Origin of the sequence: Streptomyces sp. NPDC006140, from assembly GCF_040628815.1 — a bacterium.
Classification (GTDB): domain Bacteria; phylum Actinomycetota; class Actinomycetes; order Streptomycetales; family Streptomycetaceae; genus Streptomyces.
The window spans coordinates 206530-229198 of record NZ_JBEXTS010000013.1; the positions used below are offsets into that span (position 1 = coordinate 206530).

Below are 22669 nucleotides of genomic sequence, written 5' to 3' on the forward strand. Positions count from 1 at the left end.
GGGCATGCCCAGATGGAAGAAGATCCTCTACTCGGTCTTGGGCGCGGTGCTGGTCATCGCGGGCATCGCGGTCACCACCTCCCTCGTCCGCAAGCCCGACACCTGCGCCGACGGCGTCGAGCGGATCGACGGCGAGTGCGTCGGCGTCAACGGCGACGGCTACGACTTCGGCACCCCGGAGATCGCCCCCGTGGCCCGGGCCATCGCCCGCGAGAACCGCAGGATCGAGAAGCAGCCCCACGTCACGGTGGCGATGATGCTGCCGCTCCAGTCGGACCGCGAGGCACTGCGCCGGCAGATGCGCAGCGACCTCCAGGGCGCGTACCTCGGGCAGCGGCAGGCCAACTCCGGCGAGGGCGAACCGCCGAAGATCCGCCTGGTGCTGGCCAACCCCGGGCAGGACTACGGCCATCAGGCGAAGGTCGTCGACACCCTGCTGCGGATGGCCGCCTCCCCCGAGGACCGGCTGCGCGCCGTCACCGGCTTCAACCTGAGCCTCGCCGCCACGGAAGCGGCCGTCGCCCGCCTCACCGAGAACCGGATCCCGGTGCTGGCCGCCCGCATCAGCGGAGACCGGATCGCCAACAAGGACCAGGCCGACGGCATGGCCGAGTTGCGCTTCCCGGGCCTCGCGCGCATCCTCGCCACCAACAACGACGCGGCCCAGGCCCTGGCCGACTTCAACGGCGAACGGGGCCGCCGGAACCTCAAGACGGTCCTGGTCTACGACAAACGCCCCGACGGCTACAACGAGTCGCTCGCCCGGGCCTTCAGCAGGATCAGGGAGAAGGGCCCGGCGGGCCCCGCCGCGATGTCCTTCGAGTCCCCGTCCATCGACGAGGCGGGCTCGACCGGCAACCAGTTCACCCAGACCGCCAACAACATCTGCGACTCCGAGGCGGACACCGTCTACTTCGCGGGCCGCACCCTCCACCTGCGCATCTTCGCCCTCAAACTCGCCGAGGTGGGCTGCGAGGGCCGGCACTACACCATCGTCAGCGGCTCCGACGCGGCCTCGCTGCGCCAGGACATGACGGAGCAGGACTGGGCGAAGCTCCGCGGCGACGACGGCACGGCGAAGGTCACCGTGCAGTACGCGGCCCCCGCCCACCCCGCCGCCTGGACCACCGAGCTGACCGCCTGGGCGAAGAAGTGGCGGTCGACCCACGACGGCCGGGAACCGGCCGAGCGGGACCTCCCGCAGTACCTCACCGAACCGAGGGCGGCCCTGGACGCCCTGCGCCGCCAGATCATCGCGACGGAAGCCGAGGGCATCGATCTCGGCGGCACCCCGAACCTGGAGGACTCCCGCACGATGCTCGTCCACGACGGCCTCCTCACCATCGGCAAGGCCCTCCACCAGGCCCAGCAGGGCGCCTCTGGGACGACGGTCCCCTCGCGCGAGGACGTCGGCCGCCAGTGGTCCCTCCTGCACTCCCGCCACCGTGTCGCGGGCACCAGCGGGCTGATCTGCCTGACCACCGGCGGCAACGCCTACGACAAACCCGTCGCGATCGTCGAACTGGACCCGGGCACGAAGGGCGACGGCACCCTGAAGTTCGTCGGCCTGGGCTGGCCCACGGGCCGCCCCCAGCCGAAGAACTGCGTGATCCCCAGCAGCACTCCATGAGGGCCGCCGCCCGGGGCGTCGCGGGCGCTGTCACAACTGGCCATACTGGTCGATGAGTTGCCGGACCCGGAGCGGCCGAGGGGGAGAGATGGCGGGGAGTACGGGCACCACGCGGGGCCTCGCCCTCCTCGCGACGGCCGCGACGGTCCTGGTCGGCGCGGGCGGCGCGGGTGCCGTACTCGCCCCCGTGGCGGGTGTTCCGGCGGGCGGTGTGTGGCTGCTCGGCGGGTGGCTGGTGCTCGCGGCGGCCGCCGCGTGGTGCGCCGAGGCGGCCGTCGCCCGCGTCCGGCGAGGCCGCCAGTCCACTCGCCAGGGTGAAACCCGGACGCTGCACCTGCACACGACCGGGATCCTCGCGATGGTCCTGGTGGCCGAACTGACCCTGATCACCGCGAGACTGACCCGCGACCAGGAGCATGTGACGGCCTGGGCGTCCGGAGCCCTGCTCGTCGCGCTGACCGGTGCCGCGTCCTGGCGCACCGCCAAGGTCAGCGCCGGCTACGGCCTGCCCAGAGGCCACACGCCGTCCGAAGAGATCCTCGCCGTCGCTCCCTTCGTCCTGGCCGAGGCGTGCGGCGCCTGGCTCACCGCCCGTTTCGCGGCCGACGGCCCCACGTGGGCGGCCTGGGCCCTGGGAGCCGCGATGGCGGCGCTGGCCGCGGGCTTCTGGCTGTCCGACTCGGAGGACTGGTCGGCCGAGGACCGGTATCTGAAGGTGTCCTGGGCCGCCGCTGTCCTGGGGGTCGGCGGTGTGGTGGCGCGGTTCGCGCTGCGGGGCGAGACCGTCGCCGCGTGGTGGGCGGGCGGTGTCGCGGTGGGCGGTCCGCTGCTCGTCGTCGGCGTGCTGTCCCTCGCCTCCGCCGTCCGCCGGCGGTCCGCCCAGGTCGGAGGCCGGACGGCTTCGCCCGGGGCGCAGCTCGCCGGGATCCTGGTCCCGCTGGGCAGCCTGGCGTGGGCCATGTCGCAGGGGGAGCCGTGGAGCGGGGCGGATCCGGACGAGCGGCTGCTGCGGGTCGGCTGGCTGGCCGTGGCCGGTGCCGTTCTGCTGGTGGCGCAGTACGCCGTACTGCTGTGGACGGGCACCGGGCGGGCAGGGGCCTGGGCGGCCGAACTGGCCCGGCGGGTGCGCGTGCTGACGGAGGAGGAGGCCGGGCCCCGGCGTCGCCCGGACGGCTACGGCCGGCTGTCCCGCGAGCCGGGCGGATACGGACCGCCCGGGTGGTCGTCGTCCCCGGAGTGGGAGCGCGAGCGGGAATGGGAGCGCGAGCGGGAGTGGGAGCGCCGCCTGCGCGAACTGGACCCGCATCCGGGCAGCTCCGCCACCTGGTGGCAGCGTCTCGCCCAGCCCCTCCGCTCCGCCGCCGTGACCGAACACGACCGGCGTACGGCCCTCACCACCGGCCTCGCCATCGACGAGATCTGGCCGCGGATCGCCCTGGTCGTCCCCGACGAGGTCGGTCGACAGCTGTGGCGGCGGGAACGGGGCGTCCTGGTCTGGCGGATCACCCTCGCCGCCGCCCTGTGCACATCGGGGGTCTGGCTGCTCGTCGCACTCACCGGCCTCGGCGGTTTCCGCTACACGGACTGGCGGCCCGTGCCGCTCGTCTGGGGACCGCTGCTCCTGGCGGCGATCGGGCTGGTGCAGGCGCGCCGGCTGCTGGCCGAGGTGTACGAGGCCAAGGCGCACGCGGTCGAGGTCTACCGGTACGACCTGGCGGAGCGCCTGCACATCACCCTGCCCCCGGATCCCTCCGGGCCGCTCATGATCCGGCTGGCCGCCGAACTGAGCGGTGAGCAGCCCCCGAACCGCTCCGCGCGGCACCGGCCGGCGGAGCCGGAGCTTCCCGAGGGCGCCCGGCTCGACGAACTCGCCGCGCTCGTGGCGCTGCGGGTGGGGGGCGGCATCCGCGCCGAGGTGCGCCAGGCGCTCCGGGAGGAGGACGCCTCACACGCCTCGCGGTTCGCGACAGCCACCGCCGGGGAGATCGATGTGTCCGCGCTCGCTCGGGAGGTCGCCCGCCGGACGGCCGGCCCCATCGGCGAAGGCCTGAAGGACGACCTGAAGAAGCATCTGACGGCACTCCACCGGCAGTTCGAACGGGACATCCGAGACGCGATCCACTCCTCGGTCAAGGAGTCCGTGACCGGCCCCGCCCTGTCGAACTTCACCGGCTATCTCGCGATCGAGCTGGACCGCGGGCAGCAGGACGTACGGGCCGAGGGCGGCACGATCACGGCCCCGGCGGGGCAGCGGGTGAAGTTGTTCGTCTCGGTGGTGCGCGACCCGCGCGCCCAAGACCTCCCGTCAGTCATCGAAAGCCCCCCGGGCCGGGACTTCTTCGTCTTCGAACCGGTCCGCGTCGAGGGCGGCAGGGAAACCCGCACGGTGTCCTTCGACGCCATGGCCGACAGCTCGACGCTCACGCCCCTGCCCCAGCGCAGGAACCTCCTCGTCGAGAACGAGCGGCAGACGGCCTTCGAGTTCCGGCTGCCCGAGGAGGAGGGCGGCCACGAGGTGTGGTTCCAGCTCTACCAGGCGGGCCACCTCGTCCAGGTCGTCGCCCTCAAGGTAGAAGTGCGGGCCCCGGCCGGGGCGACGGACGGCGCATGAGCGAGGCACGGCCCCCGGACGTCTCCGTACGCGTCCTGACCAGCGCCGAGGCGACCCGCCTGGAGTTCACCGCCGGGCGCCCGGGCATCGCGCCCGTACGCGCCACCCTGGTCGGCAGCGACGCGCTGCTCAGGGTCCGCCAGGAACTGGACCGGGGGCTGACCCGCCTCAAGGACGAACTCACCGGGTTCGACGTCGAGGACAAGGACCTCAACCGGGTCTTCCAGAGCCTGCACGGCCTCGGCCGCACCCTGCTCTTCATCCTGTTCGGCGGACAGCAGGCCGTCCTCAAGGAACTCCAGGCGTTCTGGAACAACGCCCTGCCGTACGGCATGAACCCCGAACTGCCGCCCCCGCTCGTCGAGTGCGTCGGCGGCCGGGACGGATTCCTCCCGCTGGAGTTCCTGCCGCTGTTCCGGATGTTCCCGGGTCCGCCCGTCGAGACCCCGGCCGACTTCATCACCGCCTGCCGCACCCTCATCGGCTTCTCGTGCGTGGTGCGCCGCGCCATGCTGCCCGCCCCGGTCCACGGCGGCCTCGCCCTGCACACCGGCCCGCACGGCCGGGTCCCCGCCCGCTACCTGTACTACGAGCACCTCGAAGGAGCCGTCGAGGAACTGGCCTGGTTCAGCGGCGTTGGAAGCGCCCACATCGACCTCGAAGGGCCGTACCCCGACGGCGCGGAACACGCACCGGGCCTGGCCGAGCAGATCTTCGACCCCCGGCTCCTCCTCGACGGCACCCGCCGCGAACTGCCCGACCAGGTCCAGCACTTCGCCTGCCACTGCTACACGCGATCCGACGACACCCTCGCGTCCGAGATCGAACTCAGCGGAGCGGGACACCACTCGCGCACCACGCTCGGCGCCCTCGGAGCGGACCTCGTCGCCCTCGGCGCCGACCGGGACCTGCGCGACTTCGACCTGCCGCTGGTGATGATGAACGCCTGCGGCTCGGGCCGGCTGCGGGCCCCGGGAGCGCCGTCGTTCCCGTACCTCTTCCTGATGAACGGCAACCGCGGCTTCATCGGCACCGAGACCGAGATCCCCGACGACGTCGCCGCCGCGTTCTCCAAGGCGCTGTACGAACGCTTCCTCATCCGCAGGATCCCCCTGGGCAGAGCACTCCTGGAGTCCCGCCTGCACCTGCTCTACACGCTACGAAACCCGCTCGGCCTCACGTACGCCGCGTACGCCGACCCCGACCTGCACGTCCGCCCGACCTCCGAGGAGACACCCCGTGCCCGAGCCCACCCCTGACACCGCGAAGACGATCAGCGTCCTCGGCCTGGAGGACACCGACCAGGGCCGCACCGACCGGCTGACCCTCCGCCGCCTCGAGGAGTGGCGTGCCGCCCGCACGGAGATCCCCGCCGAGGAACTCCGCGCCCGCCTCGCCGACTTCGTCACGTCGATGCAGGACGTCATCGCCTCCCTGCCCGAGCGCGCGGGCGAGTTCCAGCTGAACGAGGTGACGTTCAGCGCGGAGGTGAGCGCGAAGGGGACGGTGTCACTGCTCGGCTCGGGCGGCGAACTGTCCGGCCGGGCGGGCATCACCTTCACCTTCACCCGGGGTTGACGCGCCCGGAAGGGCCGAGGACCTGGTCCACCCCTCCCTCGTCCATTGCTATCGAGCGTAGCCATGGATCAATGCGATGATCACCAAACCCCGAGCCAGATCGGTATCCCGGTCTTGGTGAACCGAGGTGACGCTCTGGCAGGTTCAGAGTGCGGTCAGCTGGAGCGTGTGGACAGAGCGCGAATCGGACGCACCACTCGGACAACACATGCGTGTCGCATCGCGGCGTGTGGGGATGTCACTCGTGAGGAGCGTACGGAGCACCGGAAGCACCGGTAGGGAAAATGCTGCATTCGGCTCCTGCCCTTTGAATTCAAGCTATTTTCCTAGCGTTGTGCGCCGTTCGAATGAGTGGCATTTCTTCTGTCTTGTGCAAGTCCGTTACAAGGATATTTCTGCGTAATGTGCCGCTGCGTAAGAGCAACAGGGCTTCCCGGGTGATCGGTGGGGCCCGGTACGCCACGGTCCTCACAGGATTGGCCTTTCAGATGAAGCTGAAGATTCCACAAGCGGCTGACCGGCGCTCCCTGTCCGGCGTGCTGGCGTCGGTCCTTGCGGCGACGGTCGCCGCCGTGATGGTCGCCGTAACGCCGACCCCTGCACTGGCCATCGCCACGGCCCCGGGTCTGGGAACGGCGGCCAGTTATTCCGTTCTGGCAGGCGAGGGGGTGACCAACACCGGCCCGACCGTGCTCTACAACGACCTCGGGACCCACCCGAACGCATCCGTGACCGGATTCCCGCCCGGCGAGGTGCGCGGTGCGGTGCACCGCGCGGACGCTCAGGCCCTCCAGGCCAAGGCCGACCTGGTTCAGGCGTACAACAACGCGGCCGGCCAGGCACAGGACTTCGCACTCGGTTCGGTGATCGGTGCGGGCCAGACGCTGGACCCGGGCGTCTACACCCGTGGATCCGGCGGTGTCCAGATCAACGGCACCCTGACCCTGGACGCCCACGGAGACCCCAACGCCGTCTGGGTCTTCCAAATCCCCTCGACCCTGATCACGGCATCGTCCAGCCAGATCCTCCTCACGAACGGCGCCTCACCGTGCAACGTGTTCTGGCAGGTCGGGAGTTCGGCCACCCTCGGCACCAACTCCGTCTTCGTCGGAACCATCATGGCGCTGGAATCGATCAGCGTGACAACGGGGACGAACATCGAAGGCCGCGCGCTGGCGCGTAACGGCGCCGTGACGCTCGACAACAACAGGATCTTCCTCGGCGGATGCGCGGGTGCCACGACGGGTGGCACGACCACCGGCACGACGACCGGAACCACCGCAGGCACGACGACCGGCACCACGACCGGCGGAGGTCTCCTCGGCGGCGGCCTCGTCAGCGGCGGCCTCGTCACCGGCGGTCTCCTGGGCGGACCCATCGCCTCGCCCGGCAGCACCTCGGGCAACGTCGCCGGCAACACGTCCGGGAACACCGCGGGCAACACGGCCGGCAACACCACTGGCGGGAACGGCGGCGGGAACGGCGGCGGGAACGGCGGGCACGGCGGGCACGGCGGCGGGAACGGCGGGCACGGCGGCGGGCACGACCACGGCCCGGGCAAGCCGGGCCATGACGACAAGCCCGGAAGGCCCGGCCACGGCGGCGGGCACGGCCACGGCAAGCCTGGCCACGGCGACGACTCCGACCACGGCAAGCGGCCCCACGAGAACTACGGCTACGGAGACCAGCCCCACGAGAAGTACGGCTACGGCGGCCAGCCCCACGAAGGCTACGGCCACGACGGGGCGCCCAAGGGGCACGAGGGCGACGACCACTCCAAGCGCCACGACGGCTAGGCAACGCACTGCGGTCGGCCCGCTCACCAGATGACGGCGCGCGGCGGAATCTCTTCGAATCCGCCGCGCGCCGCCCGGCATGGGCAGCCGATGTGAGAAAGGCGGTAGGCGATGTCAAGCGGAATCGATGCTGCGGACGTGAAGGAAATCCAGCGTTCCGAGTCCAGTCCGGATGTGCAGGAACGCCCTGACGCCACTCCGCCCGAGTTGCCGAGAGGCGCCCGTGTCATCAAAGCAGGTTTGTGCGCCATGGTGGTCCTGTGCATGGTGGCGAGTGTCGTGCACGTGCTTCTGCTGTTTCTCCACGTGGCACCGGCCAACACCGTCTCCAAGCGATACGGCTCGCAGGTCAATGCATGGGTGTTCCCCTTCTTCGAACAGAATTGGCGGCTTTTCGCCCCGGATCCGGAATCCGTCAACCGGCAGATTCTGGCGAGATCCGCCCACACCGATGCCGACGGATCGTTTGAGGTGAGTCCCTGGTTCGATCTCACGGCCGTGGACGGCTCCGCGGTCGAACATCATGTGTTCCCGAGCCACACGGCACAGAACATGCTGCGCCGTGCCTGGTCCGGCTACGTCGACTCGCACGGAGGGGACGACACGGCGCGCACGGAGCGCGCCGTGATGATGCGGACGTATCTGACCAACATCGCCGCGGACCGCCTCACCGCCCGGCAAGGCGACACGTTCGACTTCGTCCAGCTCCGCGTCGTCACACTACCCGTCGCCGTGCCCGGATCAGGGGCCGGCACTCGTCCGCCGAAGCCGTCCGAGAACCGGCTTCTGCCTTGGTGGAAGGTGACCCGCCATGCCGAATGAGCCGCGGAGGACGGCGCTTCCCGGCGCCTGTACATGGCTCGGCGAACGGATCGCCGCGGGGTGGGACCTCCTGACCGGGCGGCCGGTGTCCCTGTACGCCGCGTCGGTGCTGCGCATCGGTTACGGGCTGCTCTACTTCGTCTTTCTGGTGCGAGAGTTCCCGCACCGGCACGACATCTGGGGCCCCGGATCTCCCTGGACCCCCGCCCTGGCCCGTGAACTCTTCGAACAGACGGGCTGGGTCAGCGTGCTGGTCCTGTGCGACAGCCAGGCATTCCTCGAACTCTGCTACGGGCTGGCCCTCATCACGTCCGCGCTGTTCATGCTGGGCTGGAGGACCCGCGTCATGTCCGTTCTCTTCGCCGTCGTGGTGACCTCCTTCCACGCCCGCGCGATCTTCATGACGGACGGGGGCGACAACCTGATCCTGCTGATGTCCCTCTACCTCGTCCTCACCGCCTGCGGCCGACGCTGGTCCCTGGACGCCCGCAGAAACAGGTTGAAATCGGTTCGTGCCGACAGTGCGCCGCGACCGTCGGGGCACCCCCTCGCCCGGCAACTGTCCGACGCCTGGGGCGTATTGGTCACGGTCGTGCACAACTGCGGCATGTTCCTCATCGCGGCGCAGGTCTGTCTTCTCTACGGATCAGCCGGCCTGTACAAGGTCCAGGGCAGTACCTGGGGCAGCGGCACCGCTCTCCACTACGCCCTGAACCTCGAACTCTTCCGTCCCTGGCCCGTGCTCTCGGACTTCGTCGACGAGCACGCGCTCGTGATCGCCATCGCCGGTTACCTGACCGTGCTCCTGCAGGTGGCCTTCCCGTTCGTGCTGTTCGGCAGGCTCAAGTACCCCGTTCTCAGCCTGCTGCTGGGCATGCACGTCGGCATCGCCGTACTCATGGGGCTGCCACTCTTCTCCGGGGCGATGATCGTCGCCGACGCGGTGTTCCTTCCCGACCGCTTCTACACCCTTCTGCCCCATCTCGGCCGACGCGTGCTGCGCCGAACGCACGGCGGCGAACCGGCACCGGTACGGGCGGCAGGCGCAGGAGCCGTCCCGGCGCAGGGCGGACCCGGCGACGCACTCGCCTCGACGTACCCGGTCGTGCTTCCCGCAGAACGGAAAGACACCCATGACCGTCCGGAGACGGTGTTCCCTCGGCTCCCTTCGAAAGGGCCCTGACGCGCGTCATACGCAGGCATCCTCCGGCACCGCCCGAGGGAGTGCCCTGGCCACGGCTGGTGTCTCTCGCGGGCGGCCGAGGCCTGTCCGGTGTCCGCGCCCGAGCTGACGTGCCGCTGTGTCTCATGGACGCTCCCGAACAACGAGATCCGTTCCGCCTCCCTGCCCGCCGCAGGGGCGGTCGACAGCCGCGTCACGGCCTTCCCGGCCAGCTCCATGACGAGGGATACCGGCCGCCGGCACCTCGAGCAGCTCGACGCAGCGCGGACAGCCGGTGCAGCAGGTCGATGACGTCGAAGTTCTCGACGAGGGAGTCCGCAATTTCGACGAAGATCTTGGCGGGGCGTCGTTCGCGGCCATGACACGTCCGCCGCAATCCCGCCGAGGGGTGCTCACTGCCCGAGCCCGGATCGTTGCCTGCCTGAGGGACAACGGTTCCGGGGAGGGGCGCACAGGACCGATCCTCCGTCGTCCGTACGGTCCGGTGGGCCTGTTCGAGGAGTACGCTGGAATTACCGAGGATGTTTCGCGCACCGGCATTCAGGCTCGTGTCGTTTTCGGCGATCGAATATTCCGGGCCGGCTCATGCCGGCCCGGGGCAGGGTTCGCATCATGACTGCGACCACTTCCCGCCCGTCGACGACCGAGGCCGATGACCGGGTCTCCCCGGCTCCTCTGCGTCTGTCGCTGGCTCCCGCCGGCTCCGCCCCGGCTCTGCTGGACGGCGCCTGGTGGCCCCGCTCCCGCGATCTCGAGGCGGAACTCCCGTCCCTGACCGCCGTACTGGATCCGCTGTGGGGGCGGATCACCCGGGTCACGGTGAATCCCGCCCAGTGGCCGGTCATCCCGCGCAAGGCACCCGTCGCCGGGCACGTAGTGAACGTGGGCTGGTTCCGGGACGAGCAGGACCCGCATGAACTGCTATTGCTCTCCTACCACGTGGGCCGTTGGAACCTCTTGGTCGTCCCACCGCAGACGACTCCCGACTCGGCCGCCTGGCTCATGGCCGCCGCGAGTGACCCACGCGGCATGTCGACCGCGAGCCGGCTGGTCGAGGAGGCGACGCGCCTGCGGACACTGCACGACGCCGACCGGGCCGTGGAAGCGGTCTGGGACTCCGAAGGAGGGATTGAGGCCCCGGACGGGGCCGCACGTCCATGGATCCCGGCCATGACCACCGCGATGCCGCAGCAGCCGATGGGAAGGTGAGGACCGTGGAGACGTTCGTGACCGTGGCCGTGATCCTGGGACTGATCGCCCTCGGAGTGCTCCTCATCCGTCTGCTGAACTCGCAGCACGGCGACCGCATGGCCGCCATCCACTACGGCCACTCCGGGATGCCTGTCGCGGGACCGGCTCCGCGCAAGGCCCGCGGCCGGCGGGAGAGAGCGCGGCACCGGCCGCCGTCACGATGATCGCGGGCCCGGCGGACGAGGGGGGCTCTCTTGGCGGCGCCCCCGTAAGCAAGCCGGGTGAGCCCACCGATTCGGCAGGCTCTCCCGGCCGTCGCCGAACGGGTCGGCCTGACCGAACCGTCACGACAGCCCGCTCGGCAACTCATCCTTGAGGGGCGGCCGTTCACCGCCCCTCTCGCACACCCCGCATCGGCGGCCCGCCGCGAGGACCGGACCTGGTCCAGCCGCGAGGCTCTCCGAAGGGCTCGCCGAACCGAGGAGCCATGCCCCTGCCACGGCTGAACGTCAACCGGCACGACCACCCCACTTGCGCGCTGGTTACCCTCGCAGGAGAGGTCGACCTGGCCACCGCCCCGCTCGTGCGTGTCGCGCTGGCCGAATGCATGCACGATGGCATCCGCACCACCGACGTCGATCTCACGGAGGTCACCTTCTGCGACGCCAGCGGACTCAACGCCTTCCTCGCGGCATCGGAGCTCGCCACCGAAGCCGGAACGATCCTCCGCCTGCACCATCCGCCGCCGATCATGGCCCGCATCATCGAGATCACCGGCTCCGGTTTCCTGCTCCACGAGCTCCACACCGTTCGACCACCGTCAAGTCGGCCTCCCGCCCTCGCACGCGGTGCACCGTGACGGCCCTGCTCCACCGGGGGCGAGCGGGCTCGACCGGTGCCGACCCGACACGCAGGATCTCCACCCGGACATCGGGAATCTCAGCGGCCGCGCGCCCCAGGGCCCGGACGGCTGCTTGCTCGGTGATCCATGTCCCGTCGTCCGGCCCGCCGAGCGGGAGCAGTCGGCCCAGGTCGAGCTGGTGCCGTACTGCCTGTGTCCACGCCTCGGTCACCGGCCTCTCACCCTTGACGCCCTCGCACAGCCCAGGGGCGGCCCAGCACGGGAGCCAGATAGGAGCGTCACCTTGCACACACGTGTCGCTCATGATGCTGCGGTGAGAGCACCAGACCCTGGTGAGAGCTGGCTTCGCCTTGAGAACTTGAGCTCGGGTGACTTCACGAACGCATCAGTCGCACCAACCGTGCGACCCTCAATCTCGTCTCGACGGTGGCCTCTTCCCTCACGAAGCGGGGCAAGCGTGCGAGAACCGAGCGCATCAGGAGTTCTCTTCCCTGTCGAGGGTGGACCGTAGCTTCTGGTGTGCTTCTCCTGGGCCGTCGCCCTCCTGTCCTTCCAGCAGGGCTGCTGCGATGGCGTCGAGCTTGCGCTGGACGGCGCGTTCGGCCCGCAGCTCGGAGTTCTTCAGCAGCGCCACCATGAGCAGTGTCACGGCCGACATTGCCTCACCCACGAACAGAAGCCACGTGATCGGCAAACCGATCACGTGCAACGTGACCGCCACGGCGACCAGGATCAGGCAGATCCCGAAGAACGTTGCCGAACTGGTGAACCGCGAGGCATTCTCGGCCAGCCTCTCAAACGGCTTGTCCCGGGAGCCTCCGCGGTCGGACGGGTGCTTGAGAATCATGCCCACTCTCTACAGCGGACGGTGGCATGCCCCAGGGCTGCCACGCCCGGCCAAGAGGCGGACCATCCCGAGGGCAGCCGCACCCTACGAGCGCGGCGTCGAGGCGGAAGCCCTGTCGTGCGGAAGCGGAGCTGTCGCAGCCGTCGCGGTCGCCAGCTTGCGCGGACTGGTCGCACGACGAGCCGTCACCGTCCACGACCGGTAACAATCGGCTGGTGTGGCGTCGGTACAGATCCTCAAATGCCCCTCGTCGGGTGGCCTTCGTGCAACTCGGGCACACGGAGGGCGCGCGCTGCCCAGTAGAGAGAGTTGTAACTGACTCCGGCGCTGGCCTCTTCCAGCTGGCCGTGGCAGGACTCTGTCCCTGAACCGCGGCCTCTGCTTCTCGAACCGCGATGCTCCACCCGTCGCGATCAGAATCGGGGAACCGGCGAGGCAACTCGGAGAGTTCCTTCACGGGAGCGGACAAACCGATCGCAGCGCCACTTTCCTCGATCTCAGTTCCCAGTCGGCTACTCAGCCCCGAAGCCCCCTGACCATCACTGAGTACACCGGCGAATCGGCGAATGGCGACCCGACCACGGATTTCGTGATCACCGAGCTGCACGACCGGGGCGGCGTCTTCTCGGTACGCATCGACTCCGGACTCCTCGACTGGCGCACCGACTACAGCCCCCACATCTACACACCCGTGGCCGCGCCACCCGGCATCGAACGAGCGCTGCCCGCCTACCTGAAACACTTCGGCCTCGTCTTCGGGGCATTCGACTTCCTGACCGAATCCCGCGAGTGGATCTTCATCGAGTCCAACCCGTCCGGACAGTGGGCATGGATGGAGCCGCCGACCGGCCTGCCCATGACGGCCGCGCTGGCAGACCTCCTGGAAGGAGGGCTCCGTGCCCTCTGACCACACCGAGCCCGACATCGCGTCGGCCCCGCTGGTCTACGCCGGCAGCTCGCCGACCGACTGGTGAGGCACGGGTGGCTACGGTCTCCCGAACGGCGTGCTGCCGTGGAGGCCGTGCCTCGCCATGTCTTCACACCGCGCTTCTATCGCGAGAGCGACGCCCCGGGCGTCACCACGTGGGAGCCCGTCGCCCCGGAGAGCGTCTGCCGCGAGGAATGGCTCCGGCTCGTCTACTCCGACGAGATGTGGCTGACCCAGTTCGGCAGTCGGGACATCGACTGGAGCGACCCCAAGCCGATCAGCAACGCCGAACCGACCTCGTCGTCCACGCTTCCCAGCCTCGTAGTCCGCATGCTGGAGGATCTGGACGTGCAGGACGGATGACCGTGCTGGAGATCGGCACGGGTACCGGTTACTCGACGACGCTGATGTGCCACCGGCTCGGCAGCGACGCGGTCACCTCGATCGAGACGGACGAAGGCGTGGCACGACGAGCGCGCGAGTCCCTCGCCCTGTGCGGTCAGCGCCCCGCCTGGTCGTGGGGGACGGTCGTACGGGCCACCCCGAGGGAGCGCCGTACGACAGGCTCATCGCCACCTATGGGCTGCGAAGCATCCCTCCCGCCTGGCTGGAGCAGGTGCGGCCCGGTGGCAACATCCTCACCACCCTCCGCGGCTGGACGCGCTCACTGGGCCTCGTCAAGCTGGTGGTCACTGGCGGCAGCGCGAGCGGATGGCTCAGTGCGGACGCCCCGAGCTTCATGATCGCTCGGCAGCAGAGCCGCTCGCAGTGTCAAACGCCCGTAGGTCCGCCAGGGCGGTCCACGTTGCCTCTGGGACGCGGTCGAGTCGGCGGTGGCCGTCTGGGAGGAGTACGGCTTGCCGAACAGGGCCGCGTTCGGAGTCACGGCCGGCCACGACACCCAGACGGTCTGGCTGGCAAGCCCCGATGGTCCGCAGTGGTCTCTGCCTTCCGGATCTTCGGTGCACTGCGACGGATCACGTCGAAGGGCCCCACCGCGAACGGTGGGGCCCTTCGACATCGTGCCCGGTGAGGCACTGGCGGAGGATACGAGATTCGAACTCGTGAGGGGTTGCCCCCAACACGCTTTCCAAGCGTGCGCCCTAGGCCTCTAGGCGAATCCTCCGCCCGAAACATTACATGACCGAGAGGAGTGCTCGCGAACTCGTTCCCCGCCCCCGACATCAGGTAGCCTTGGCGCAGCCCCTCACGCGGCGCTATCTGACTGAACTCCCCCAGGGCCGGAAGGCAGCAAGGGTAGGTTGGCTCTGGCGGGTGCGTGGGGGGCGTTTGCGTTCCGGGGTTCCTGTGGCGGGGTCCGTTGTCAGTGGGCGCCTATAACCTCGTATGCGTGTCGTCTCTCGCTCTGTACCGCCGCTACCGCCCGGAGACCTTCGCCGAGGTCATCGGGCAGGAGCATGTCACCGCCCCGTTGCAGCAGGCGCTGCGGAACAACCGGGTCAACCACGCGTACCTGTTCAGCGGGCCGCGCGGCTGCGGCAAGACGACCAGCGCGCGGATCCTGGCCCGGTGCCTGAACTGCGAGCAGGGCCCGACGCCGACGCCCTGCGGTGAGTGCCAGTCGTGTCAGGACCTCGCGCGCAACGGCCCCGGTTCCATCGACGTCATCGAGATCGACGCCGCGTCCCACGGCGGTGTGGACGACGCCCGTGACCTGCGCGAAAAGGCCTTCTTCGGGCCCGCCCGCAGCCGGTACAAGATCTACATCATCGACGAGGCCCACATGGTCACGTCGGCCGGTTTCAACGCGCTGCTGAAGGTCGTCGAGGAGCCACCGGAGCATCTCAAGTTCATCTTCGCGACCACCGAGCCCGAGAAGGTCATCGGGACCATCCGGTCGCGCACCCATCACTATCCGTTCCGGCTCGTCCCGCCCGGGACCCTGCGGGACTACCTCGCCGAGGTGTGCCAGAAGGAGGCCATCCCGGTCGAGGACGGCGTCCTCCCGCTCGTCGTCCGGGCCGGTGGCGGGTCCGTGCGTGACTCGATGTCCGTCATGGACCAGCTGCTGGCCGGTGCCGCCGCCGACGGTGTGACGTACGCCATGGCGACGGCGCTGCTCGGATACACCGACGGGTCCCTCCTCGACTCCGTCGTCGAGGCCTTCGCCACCGGCGACGGGGCCGCGGCCTTCGAGGTCGTCGACCGCGTGATCGAGGGCGGGAACGACCCCCGTCGTTTCGTCGCCGACCTGCTGGAGCGGCTGCGCGACCTGGTGATCCTCGCCGCCGTCCCGGACGCTGCGGAGAAGGGGCTCATCGACGCCCCCGCCGACGTCGTCGAGCGCATGCAGGCCCAGGCCGGTACCTTCGGCCCGGCCGAGTTGAGCCGCGCCGCCGACCTCGTCAACGAGGGACTGACCGAGATGCGCGGCGCCAACTCGCCCCGTCTCCAGCTGGAACTGATCTGCGCCCGCGTCCTGCTCCCCGCCGCCTACGGCGACGAGCGGTCCGTCATGGCCCGCCTGGACCGGATCGAGCGCGGCGTGAACTTCTCGCCGGGTCCCGCGGCCGGCATGCCCGCCATGGGCTACGTCCCCGGGCCGGAGGGCCACCACGAGGCGGCGCACGGGGGAACGGGCGCGGCTCCGGTCCCGCCGGGCGGGGGCCCGGCCGCGGCCCGGGCGGCGGTCCGCGCCTCCGGAGCCCCCGGATCCCCCAGTGCCCCCGGCGCCGGTGTCGGTACCGGCGGGAGCAGCGGCGGCATGGTCGGCCCCGGAAACCATGGAGACCTTGGTGGTCCCGGTGGTCCCGGTGGTCCCGGAGGCGGCACCGGAGCCGGTACGGCGGCCGCGGCGGGCCAGAGCGCGCCGCCCCAGGCATCGGGTACGCCCGGGGGACAGGCCCCCGGTGCGTCGGGAGCACCCTCCGACGCCCCTGCCGCCTCCGGCCCCGGCAACGGCGCACACGCCCAGCCCGGCGGACCATCCCACCCCGGCGCACCCGCCCAGCCTGCCCAGAGCCCGGCCCCGACCGCCCCGGCCCCGGGCGCCTGGCCCACCGCCGCCTCCGCGGGCAGCGGCGGCCGTCGCCCCGGCGGCTGGCCCACGGCCGCTGCGGGGGCACCCACCGCGAACGCACCCGCCCCGGGCACCCCGGCCCCGAGCGCTCCCGCCCCCAGCCCCGCCCCGGCAGCCCCACCGTCGGCTCCCGCCCAGGCCACCCCTGGCCCGGCCGCCCCTGCCCCGGCCCCCACGGGCGGCGGACTCGACCCCCGCATGCTCTGGCCGAACATCCTGGAAGCGGTCAAGAACCGCCGCCGCTTCACCTGGATCCTGCTCAGCCAGAACGCCCAGGTGGCCGGCTTCGACGGCACGACCCTCCAGCTCGGCTTCGTCAACGCCGGCGCCCGGGACAACTTCCTGAGCAGCGGCAGCGAGGACGTGCTGCGGCAGGCGCTGGGCGAGCAGTTCAACGTCCAGTGGAAGATCGAGGCGATCGTCGACCCCTCCGGCGGCTCCGCGCCCCCGGCCCCGGGCGGCCCCTCCGGCTTCGGCGGCGGCGCCTCCGGCGGCTACAACGCAGGCGGTGGCGGCACCGCGGGCGGCTACAACCCCGGCGGCGCCCAGGGCGGCTACAGCGCCGCCGGCGGTGGCACGGCAACCGCCCAGCGCCCCGCCCCACCCCAGTCGTCCGCCCCGTCCGCCCCCGCCCAGCAGTCGAGCAGACCCGCGTCCGCCCCGTCCGCACCTGCCGCGTCCGCCCCGGCCCCCCAGCCCTCCACCCCGGCGCCCCGCCACGTCTCCGTGGAAGAGGACATCCCCGAGGACGACGACCCGGACCTCGACGAGTCGGCCCTCTCCGGCCAGGAGCTCATCGTCCGGGAGCTGGGAGCGACGGTCGTGGAGGAGTTCTCCAACGAGTAGCCCTGAGTCCTCCAACGAGTAGCCCTGCCTGACCGCTCAGCTCAGCTCAGCTCAGCTCCGCTGTGCTCGTAGGAACCTCCAGCTCAAGATCCCCACCCCCTTCGGCAGCCCGCACAAAGGAAACCCGCCGCCTCCGGTTAGGCTGACCCCCGTGAAGGTCCTCGTCATCGGCAGCGGCGCCCGCGAACACGCCCTGTGCCACTCCCTGTCCCACGACCCCGACGTCACCGCGCTGCACTGCGCCCCCGGCAACGCCGGCATCGCCGAGGTGGCCGAGCTGCACCAGGTCGACGCCCTGGACGGCGCGGCCGTCACCGCGCTGGCCAGGCAGCTCGGCGCGGACCTCGTGGTGGTCGGCCCGGAGGCCCCGCTGGTCGCCGGTGTCGCCGACGCCGTGCGCGAGGCGGGCATCCCGGTCTTCGGCCCGTCCGGCCAGGCCGCGCAGCTGGAGGGCTCCAAGGCCTTCGCGAAGGACGTCATGGCGGCGGCCGAGGTGCCCACGGCCCGCTCGTACGTCTGCACGACCCCGGAAGAGGTCGACGCGGCCCTCGACGCCTTCGGCGCCCCGTACGTCGTCAAGGACGACGGGCTCGCCGCCGGCAAGGGCGTCGTCGTCACCGACGACCTGGAGGCCGCCCGGGCGCACGCCGCCGCCTGCGAGCGCGTGGTCATCGAGGAGTACCTGGACGGCCCCGAGGTCTCCCTCTTCGCCGTCACCGACGGCGAGACGGTCGTGCCGCTCCAGCCCGCCCAGGACTTCAAGCGCGCGCTGGACGGCGACGAGGGCCCGAACACCGGCGGCATGGGGGCGTACTCCCCGCTGCCCTGGGCCGACCCGAAGCTGGTCGACGAGGTCATGCAGACCGTTCTGCAGCCGACCGTGGACGAGATGCAGCGCCGCGGGACGCCGTTCTCCGGCCTCCTCTACGCCGGACTCGCGATCACCTCGCGCGGCGTCCGCGTGATCGAGTTCAACGCCCGCTTCGGCGACCCCGAGACCCAGGTCGTCCTGGCCCGCCTGAAGACCCCGCTGGCCGGTGTCCTGATGGCCGCCGCCACGGGCAACCTCGCCCACCTGGAGCCGCTGCGCTGGAGCGACGACGCGGCCGTGACCGTCGTCGTCGCCTCGCACAACTACCCCGGCACCCCGCGCACCGGCGACCCGATCACCGGTCTCGACGAGGTCGCCGCGCAGGACGCCCCGCACGCGTACGTGCTGCACGCCGGCACCAAGCGGGACGGCGACGCGATCGTCAGTGCCGGCGGCCGCGTCCTGTCCGTCACGGCCACCGGAAAGGACCTCACCGAGGCCCGCGACCGCGCCTACACCGCCGTCGGCCGCATCCGCCTCGACGGCTCCCAGCACCGCACGGACATCGCCGCGAAGGCGGCGGCCGGCGCATAACCGACAGCGCGCGACAGGCGCCGGGGACCCAGGGAAACCACCCCGACGCCGATGAACCGCACAGGCCCCGGATCCGTCTCAGGATCCGGGGCCTGATGTGTGCGGTAGGCGGGGGCCTGATCCTCGCTTTCCGTCATCCACCTCTCCCCAAAGCCATTCCATCGAGTGACCGATGCCCTATCCGGCTGACGGGGGCCGAGGCCCCAACTAGGGTGCCGCGCAAGCGTTCCGGCACTTGGCCCACCGGCATTGCGATGTCGGTGGCGGGTGCCACAGTGGGGGAGTGAGCAAGGGAAGCGTCAGGTCAACGGGGAGGGGGTGAGGTCGGTCGTGACCGGAATGGGTGTGGAGGCAGGCGCGCAGGCCGCGCGGTACCGGGCGCTCGTCGTGCTGCGCATCCGCAGCCGCGCGCTGGCCGTGGCCCTGCTGCCCGCCGCCGTCGCCGTGATCCTGCTCGCGGGGCCGGCCACCGGCCGTCTCACGGGCCCCGGCTGGGACGCCGCCCGCTGGGCCCTGACGCCGGTCGCGGTCCTCGTGCTGCTCGCGGCCGCCGGTGTCGCCCTGGTCGTCGCCCGGGCCCGCCCCGCCATCACCCCGACCGTCCCGATCACCGAGGAGGCGGCCCCCGACCTGTACCGGATGGTGCGCGACCTCGCCGACCGGCTCGACGTCCCCGCGCCCTCCGCGATAGCGCTCACCCCGGACTGCGACAGCTGGCTGGAGGACCGTACACACCGCGCCCACGGCCCGCCCCCGGTCGAGGAGCACGACGACATAGCGGGCGCCGGGAAGTACACGCACGGCCGGCAGCCCGTCGCGCCGGTCCTCGTCATCGGCTCGCCCTTCCTGTGGTGGATGCGGGTCGGCGAGCTGCGGGCGGTCCTCGCACCGGTCGTCGCCGGTACGGGCCCCTCGGCCCACCCGGACATAGCCGCCGCCCGGCGCTTCGTCCGGGGGCTGGACGCCGCGGTGGCCGTGGCCTCGGAGTCCCGCCGCGATCCGGTGTCCCGGGCGGTGCTCGCCGGTGTCGGCTGGGTGGCCCGGCTTCTGCTGCGCAGCTGCCGTGGTCACGCCGCCGAGATGGAGCGGGGGGTGGCGGCCGCGGCCGCGGAGCGTGCACAGGCTGTGGATTACGGCCTGCGGATCGTCGCCCAGGAGCAGGTGGGGCTGGCGTACGCGGGCTGGGACCGGCTGCTGACCAGGGTCGCCCTGCCCGCCTGGCGGATGGGCCGCTGGCCGTCCCGGCTCGACGCCGGTGTCGTCGCGGCGCTCACGGAGCTGTCCCGGCGCGACCGCCTGGCCGAGGGCTTCGCGTCCCGGCTGGGGGAGCGGCCGGCCTGTGATCTGCTGGAGGAGCCGGGCACGGTCGACGAGGCCGCCTCCCTGCTCGCCGCTCGCCTCTTCCACGGCGGCCCCGCCGGGCCCGGGCCCGACTGGTCGCCGGTGGCCTGGAGCGAGTATCCGGAGGAGGTCGTGGACCGCAAGTGGCGCGTGGACGCGGCCCGCCTCCACCGCGTCCTGGACGCCCTGGGCGTCCGCCCCGCCTCCGGCCCCACGACGGCCGCCACCAGCGCCCCGACCCTCGCCCGCGTCCTGGACCACCTGACGCACGCCACCCCCGACAGCGCCACCACAACCGGACCTGGAGCCGGACCCACAACCGGACCCGGACCAGCCCACCCCACCGCGGCCGACACCGAAGAAGACCACAGAGAAGACGAAGAAAAAGAAGACAGAGAAGACGAAGAAGACGAAGACCTCTCCGGCACAACAGCCCGCAGCGCCGCCCTGGCCGCCCGCCTCAGCGCCGAGCTGTCCCGCGAGGAAGCCGCGACCCCCCGCCCGTCGTCCCCCACGGCCCTCGACGCCACGGCCGCCGATCCCGCCGCCGCCCTCTGGGACGACCGCACGCTCCCCCTCTTCCCCCTCCAGCCCCCGCGCTCGTCCCGTGACCTGCTCGCCGACCACCTCACGGCGATGGTCTGCTGCGCCGCGATGGACACCGCCGGCGCGAGGCCCGGCCTGGACTGGCTGGACGGCCCGACCCTGCTCCTCGACGGCGCCCGCACGCCGGATCTCGCGCCGAAGGTCCTCGCCCTGATCGAGGACGGCGACGCCGCCCCGCTCCGGACCTGGCTGGCCGACCTGGGCATACGCCCGGAGAAGCCGGTCCGGCTCGCCTGACCCCGGCCGGTCCCTGGCCCCCACCCACCGGAGCACTGCCTTCCGCTTCTGGCCAATTCGAAACGAACAGTGACGAAGTGCGCGCGTTATGTGATGTGCTTGGACCGTTCGCGTGCATGGCAAAGGCGCGCGACATACGACAAACACACAAGACCACACACGACACCACACACCGCACCACCACCAGACACCACGCACCACATCAGCAGGCACGACCACGGGGGCGAAGGGGAGGGGAAGCAACCATGGGTCCGGAGCAGATCCGCCGCTGGGAGTCGGGAGCGCTGGCACACGCCGTGACGGATCCCTTCGGCCTGGGCCCCGTCCCATGGCTGCGCGGCAGCGTGACGTACTTCGACGACACGGGCCGGGTCGTCCCCTGGTACGCGGACCAGGACGCGCCCCACGCGCCCCACGCGCCGAAGCAGGGCACCCGCTCCGGCGGCCCCCGCGCGGCGGACGACGTCCACCGCCAGATCAAGGGCTTCACCTCCACCGGCGCGGTCGCCCCCGGCGAGGCCATCGACTTCCACATCACCGTCGACCCGCCCCAGCAGTTCGGCGTCGACATCTACCGCATCGGCCACTACGGCGGTGACGGCGCCGCCAAGATCACCACCAGCCCGCGCCTGTCCGGCATCGTGCAGCCCCCGCCGCTCACGGCCGACCGTACGGTCTCCTGCCACCACTGGTGGCTCTCCTGGCGCCTCCAGGTCCCGTCGTACTGGAACATCGGCGCGTACGTCGCCGTGCTCACCACCGCCGACGGCTACCGCTCCCACGTTCCGTTCACCGTCCGCCACGACCAGCCGGCTGACCTGCTCCTGGTCCTGCCCGACATCACCTGGCAGGCGTACAACCTCTACCCGGAGGACGGCCGCACCGGCGCCAGCCTCTACCACGCCTGGGACGACCAGGGCCGGCTGCTGGGCGAGGCCGACGCCGCCACGACGGTCTCCTTCGACCGACCGTACGCGGGCGCCGGCCTCCCCCTGCACGTCGGCCACGCCTACGACTTCATCCGCTGGGCCGAGCGCTACGGCTACGACGTCGCCTACGCCGACTCCAGTGACCTGCACGCGGGCCGCGTCGACCCCGCCCGTTACCGCGGTCTGGTCTTCCCGGGCCACGACGAGTACTGGTCGGCCGACATGCGCCGGACCGTGGAGGCCGCCCGCGACGCCGGCACCTCGCTCGTCTTCCTCTCCGCCAATTCGATGTACTGGCAGGTGGAGCTGGGCCCCTCCCCGTCCGGCGTCCCCCACCGGCTGCTGACCTGCCGCAAGCGCAGGGGCCCGGGCAAGCCGGTGCTGTGGCGGGAGATCGACCGGGCGGAGCAGCAGCTCCTCGGCATCCAGTACGCGGGGCACGTCCCCGAGCCGCACCCGCTGATCGTGCGCAACGCCGGGCACTGGCTCTGGGAGGCGACCGGGGCGCACGAGGGCGACGAGATCGAGGGCCTGGTCGCGGGCGAGGCCGACCGCTACTTCCCGCGCACCCCGCTGCCCGAGCACGAGGAGCGCATGCTGCTCGCCCACTCCCCGTACACCGACAAGGAGGGCGTCCTCCGCCACCAGGAGACGTCCCTCTACCGCGCCCCCTCCGGCGCCTGGGTCTTCGCATCCGGAACGTTCGCCTGGTCTCCGGCCCTGGACCGCCCCGGCCACGTCGACGGGCGCATCCAGCGCGCCACCGTCAACCTTCTGGACCGCATCTGCAAACGCGACTGACCCGCTGTCCGTGATC

At 71.3% G+C, this 22669-nt stretch carries 17 protein-coding genes, 1 tRNA gene, 1 other RNA gene and 2 pseudogenes; 18 read left to right on the top strand and 3 right to left on the bottom strand.

Annotation, left to right across the window (positions count from 1 at the left end):
• Positions 1 to 4 precede the first annotated feature (4 nt).
• The 10 genes from ABZ386_RS30515 to ABZ386_RS30560 all read left to right on the top strand — a co-directional run bounded on the left by ABZ386_RS30515 (position 5) and on the right by ABZ386_RS30560 (position 11670).
• Positions 5 to 1630, top strand: a complete 1626-nt coding sequence (locus ABZ386_RS30515) for an amino acid ABC transporter substrate-binding protein (protein ID WP_358966766.1) — start codon at positions 5 to 7, stop codon at positions 1628 to 1630.
• A gap of 88 nt (positions 1631 to 1718) precedes the next feature.
• Positions 1719 to 4241 (top strand): hypothetical protein, encoded by a 2523-nt coding sequence (locus tag ABZ386_RS30520; RefSeq protein ID WP_358966769.1) that lies wholly within the window; start codon positions 1719 to 1721, stop codon positions 4239 to 4241.
• Positions 4238 to 5500 (top strand): CHAT domain-containing protein, encoded by a 1263-nt coding sequence (locus ABZ386_RS30525; protein WP_358966771.1) that lies wholly within the window; start codon positions 4238 to 4240, stop codon positions 5498 to 5500. Before ABZ386_RS30520 ends, ABZ386_RS30525 begins: the two co-directional genes overlap by 4 nt.
• Positions 5481 to 5819, top strand: a complete 339-nt coding sequence (locus ABZ386_RS30530) for a hypothetical protein (RefSeq protein ID WP_356503495.1) — start codon at positions 5481 to 5483, stop codon at positions 5817 to 5819. Before ABZ386_RS30525 ends, ABZ386_RS30530 begins: the two co-directional genes overlap by 20 nt.
• A gap of 488 nt (positions 5820 to 6307) precedes the next feature.
• Positions 6308 to 7615, top strand: coding sequence for an ice-binding family protein (locus ABZ386_RS30535; RefSeq protein ID WP_358966774.1), 1308 nt, complete (start codon positions 6308 to 6310; stop codon positions 7613 to 7615).
• A 138-nt stretch (positions 7616 to 7753) separates the two neighbouring features.
• Positions 7754 to 8437 (top strand): DUF5819 family protein, encoded by a 684-nt coding sequence (locus tag ABZ386_RS30540; RefSeq protein ID WP_358966776.1) that lies wholly within the window; start codon positions 7754 to 7756, stop codon positions 8435 to 8437.
• Positions 8427 to 9620: an HTTM domain-containing protein gene (locus ABZ386_RS30545; RefSeq protein WP_358966779.1), complete on the top strand. Its 1194-nt coding sequence runs from the start codon at positions 8427 to 8429 to the stop codon at positions 9618 to 9620. The genes ABZ386_RS30540 and ABZ386_RS30545 overlap by 11 nt, the downstream gene beginning before the upstream one ends.
• Before the next feature lie 612 nt (positions 9621 to 10232).
• A complete protein-coding gene (locus tag ABZ386_RS30550; RefSeq protein WP_358966782.1) occupies positions 10233 to 10829 on the top strand; it encodes a DUF5994 family protein in 597 nt (198 codons plus the stop codon).
• A 5-nt stretch (positions 10830 to 10834) separates the two neighbouring features.
• A complete protein-coding gene (locus ABZ386_RS30555) occupies positions 10835 to 11035 on the top strand; it encodes a hypothetical protein (protein WP_358966784.1) in 201 nt (66 codons plus the stop codon).
• Between the two features lie 263 nt (positions 11036 to 11298).
• Positions 11299 to 11670: an STAS domain-containing protein gene (locus ABZ386_RS30560; protein ID WP_358966785.1), complete on the top strand. Its 372-nt coding sequence runs from the start codon at positions 11299 to 11301 to the stop codon at positions 11668 to 11670.
• 25 nt (positions 11671 to 11695) lie between these two features.
• Here the strand turns inward: ABZ386_RS30560 and ABZ386_RS30565 are convergent.
• Positions 11696 to 11884 (bottom strand): annotated as a pseudogene (locus ABZ386_RS30565) (hypothetical protein); the annotation flags it as partial.
• A 264-nt stretch (positions 11885 to 12148) separates the two neighbouring features.
• Complete coding sequence (locus ABZ386_RS30570) at positions 12149 to 12520, bottom strand: low affinity iron permease family protein (RefSeq protein WP_358966786.1); 372 nt, start codon at positions 12518 to 12520, stop codon at positions 12149 to 12151.
• 592 nt (positions 12521 to 13112) lie between these two features.
• Here ABZ386_RS30570 and ABZ386_RS30575 point away from each other — a divergent pair.
• The 3 genes and pseudogenes from ABZ386_RS30575 to ABZ386_RS30585 all read left to right on the top strand — a co-directional run.
• Positions 13113 to 13427 (top strand): annotated as a pseudogene (locus ABZ386_RS30575) (ATP-grasp ribosomal peptide maturase); the annotation flags it as partial.
• Positions 13428 to 13541: 114 nt separating this feature from the next.
• Positions 13542 to 13811, top strand: a complete 270-nt coding sequence (locus ABZ386_RS30580; RefSeq protein WP_358966787.1) for a hypothetical protein — start codon at positions 13542 to 13544, stop codon at positions 13809 to 13811.
• Positions 13812 to 13965: 154 nt separating this feature from the next.
• Positions 13966 to 14481, top strand: a complete 516-nt coding sequence (locus ABZ386_RS30585) for a hypothetical protein (protein ID WP_358966789.1) — start codon at positions 13966 to 13968, stop codon at positions 14479 to 14481.
• 5 nt (positions 14482 to 14486) lie between these two features.
• Here ABZ386_RS30585 and ABZ386_RS30590 read toward each other — a convergent pair.
• A tRNA-Ser gene (locus tag ABZ386_RS30590) sits at positions 14487 to 14574 on the bottom strand.
• A 72-nt stretch (positions 14575 to 14646) separates the two neighbouring features.
• Here ABZ386_RS30590 and ffs point away from each other — a divergent pair.
• From ffs to ABZ386_RS30615, 5 genes are all read left to right on the top strand, one after another.
• Positions 14647 to 14745: signal recognition particle sRNA small type (ffs, locus tag ABZ386_RS30595), an RNA gene on the top strand.
• A gap of 54 nt (positions 14746 to 14799) precedes the next feature.
• Positions 14800 to 17334, top strand: coding sequence for a DNA polymerase III subunit gamma and tau (locus ABZ386_RS30600; protein WP_358966790.1), 2535 nt, complete (start codon positions 14800 to 14802; stop codon positions 17332 to 17334).
• A 151-nt stretch (positions 17335 to 17485) separates the two neighbouring features.
• Positions 17486 to 18739: a phosphoribosylamine--glycine ligase gene (gene purD, locus ABZ386_RS30605; protein WP_351347871.1), complete on the top strand. Its 1254-nt coding sequence runs from the start codon at positions 17486 to 17488 to the stop codon at positions 18737 to 18739.
• A 339-nt stretch (positions 18740 to 19078) separates the two neighbouring features.
• Positions 19079 to 20923: a hypothetical protein gene (locus ABZ386_RS30610; protein WP_358966843.1), complete on the top strand. Its 1845-nt coding sequence runs from the start codon at positions 19079 to 19081 to the stop codon at positions 20921 to 20923.
• Between the two features lie 245 nt (positions 20924 to 21168).
• A complete protein-coding gene (locus tag ABZ386_RS30615; protein WP_358966792.1) occupies positions 21169 to 22653 on the top strand; it encodes a N,N-dimethylformamidase beta subunit family domain-containing protein in 1485 nt (494 codons plus the stop codon).
• Positions 22654 to 22669: the final 16 nt, after the last annotated feature.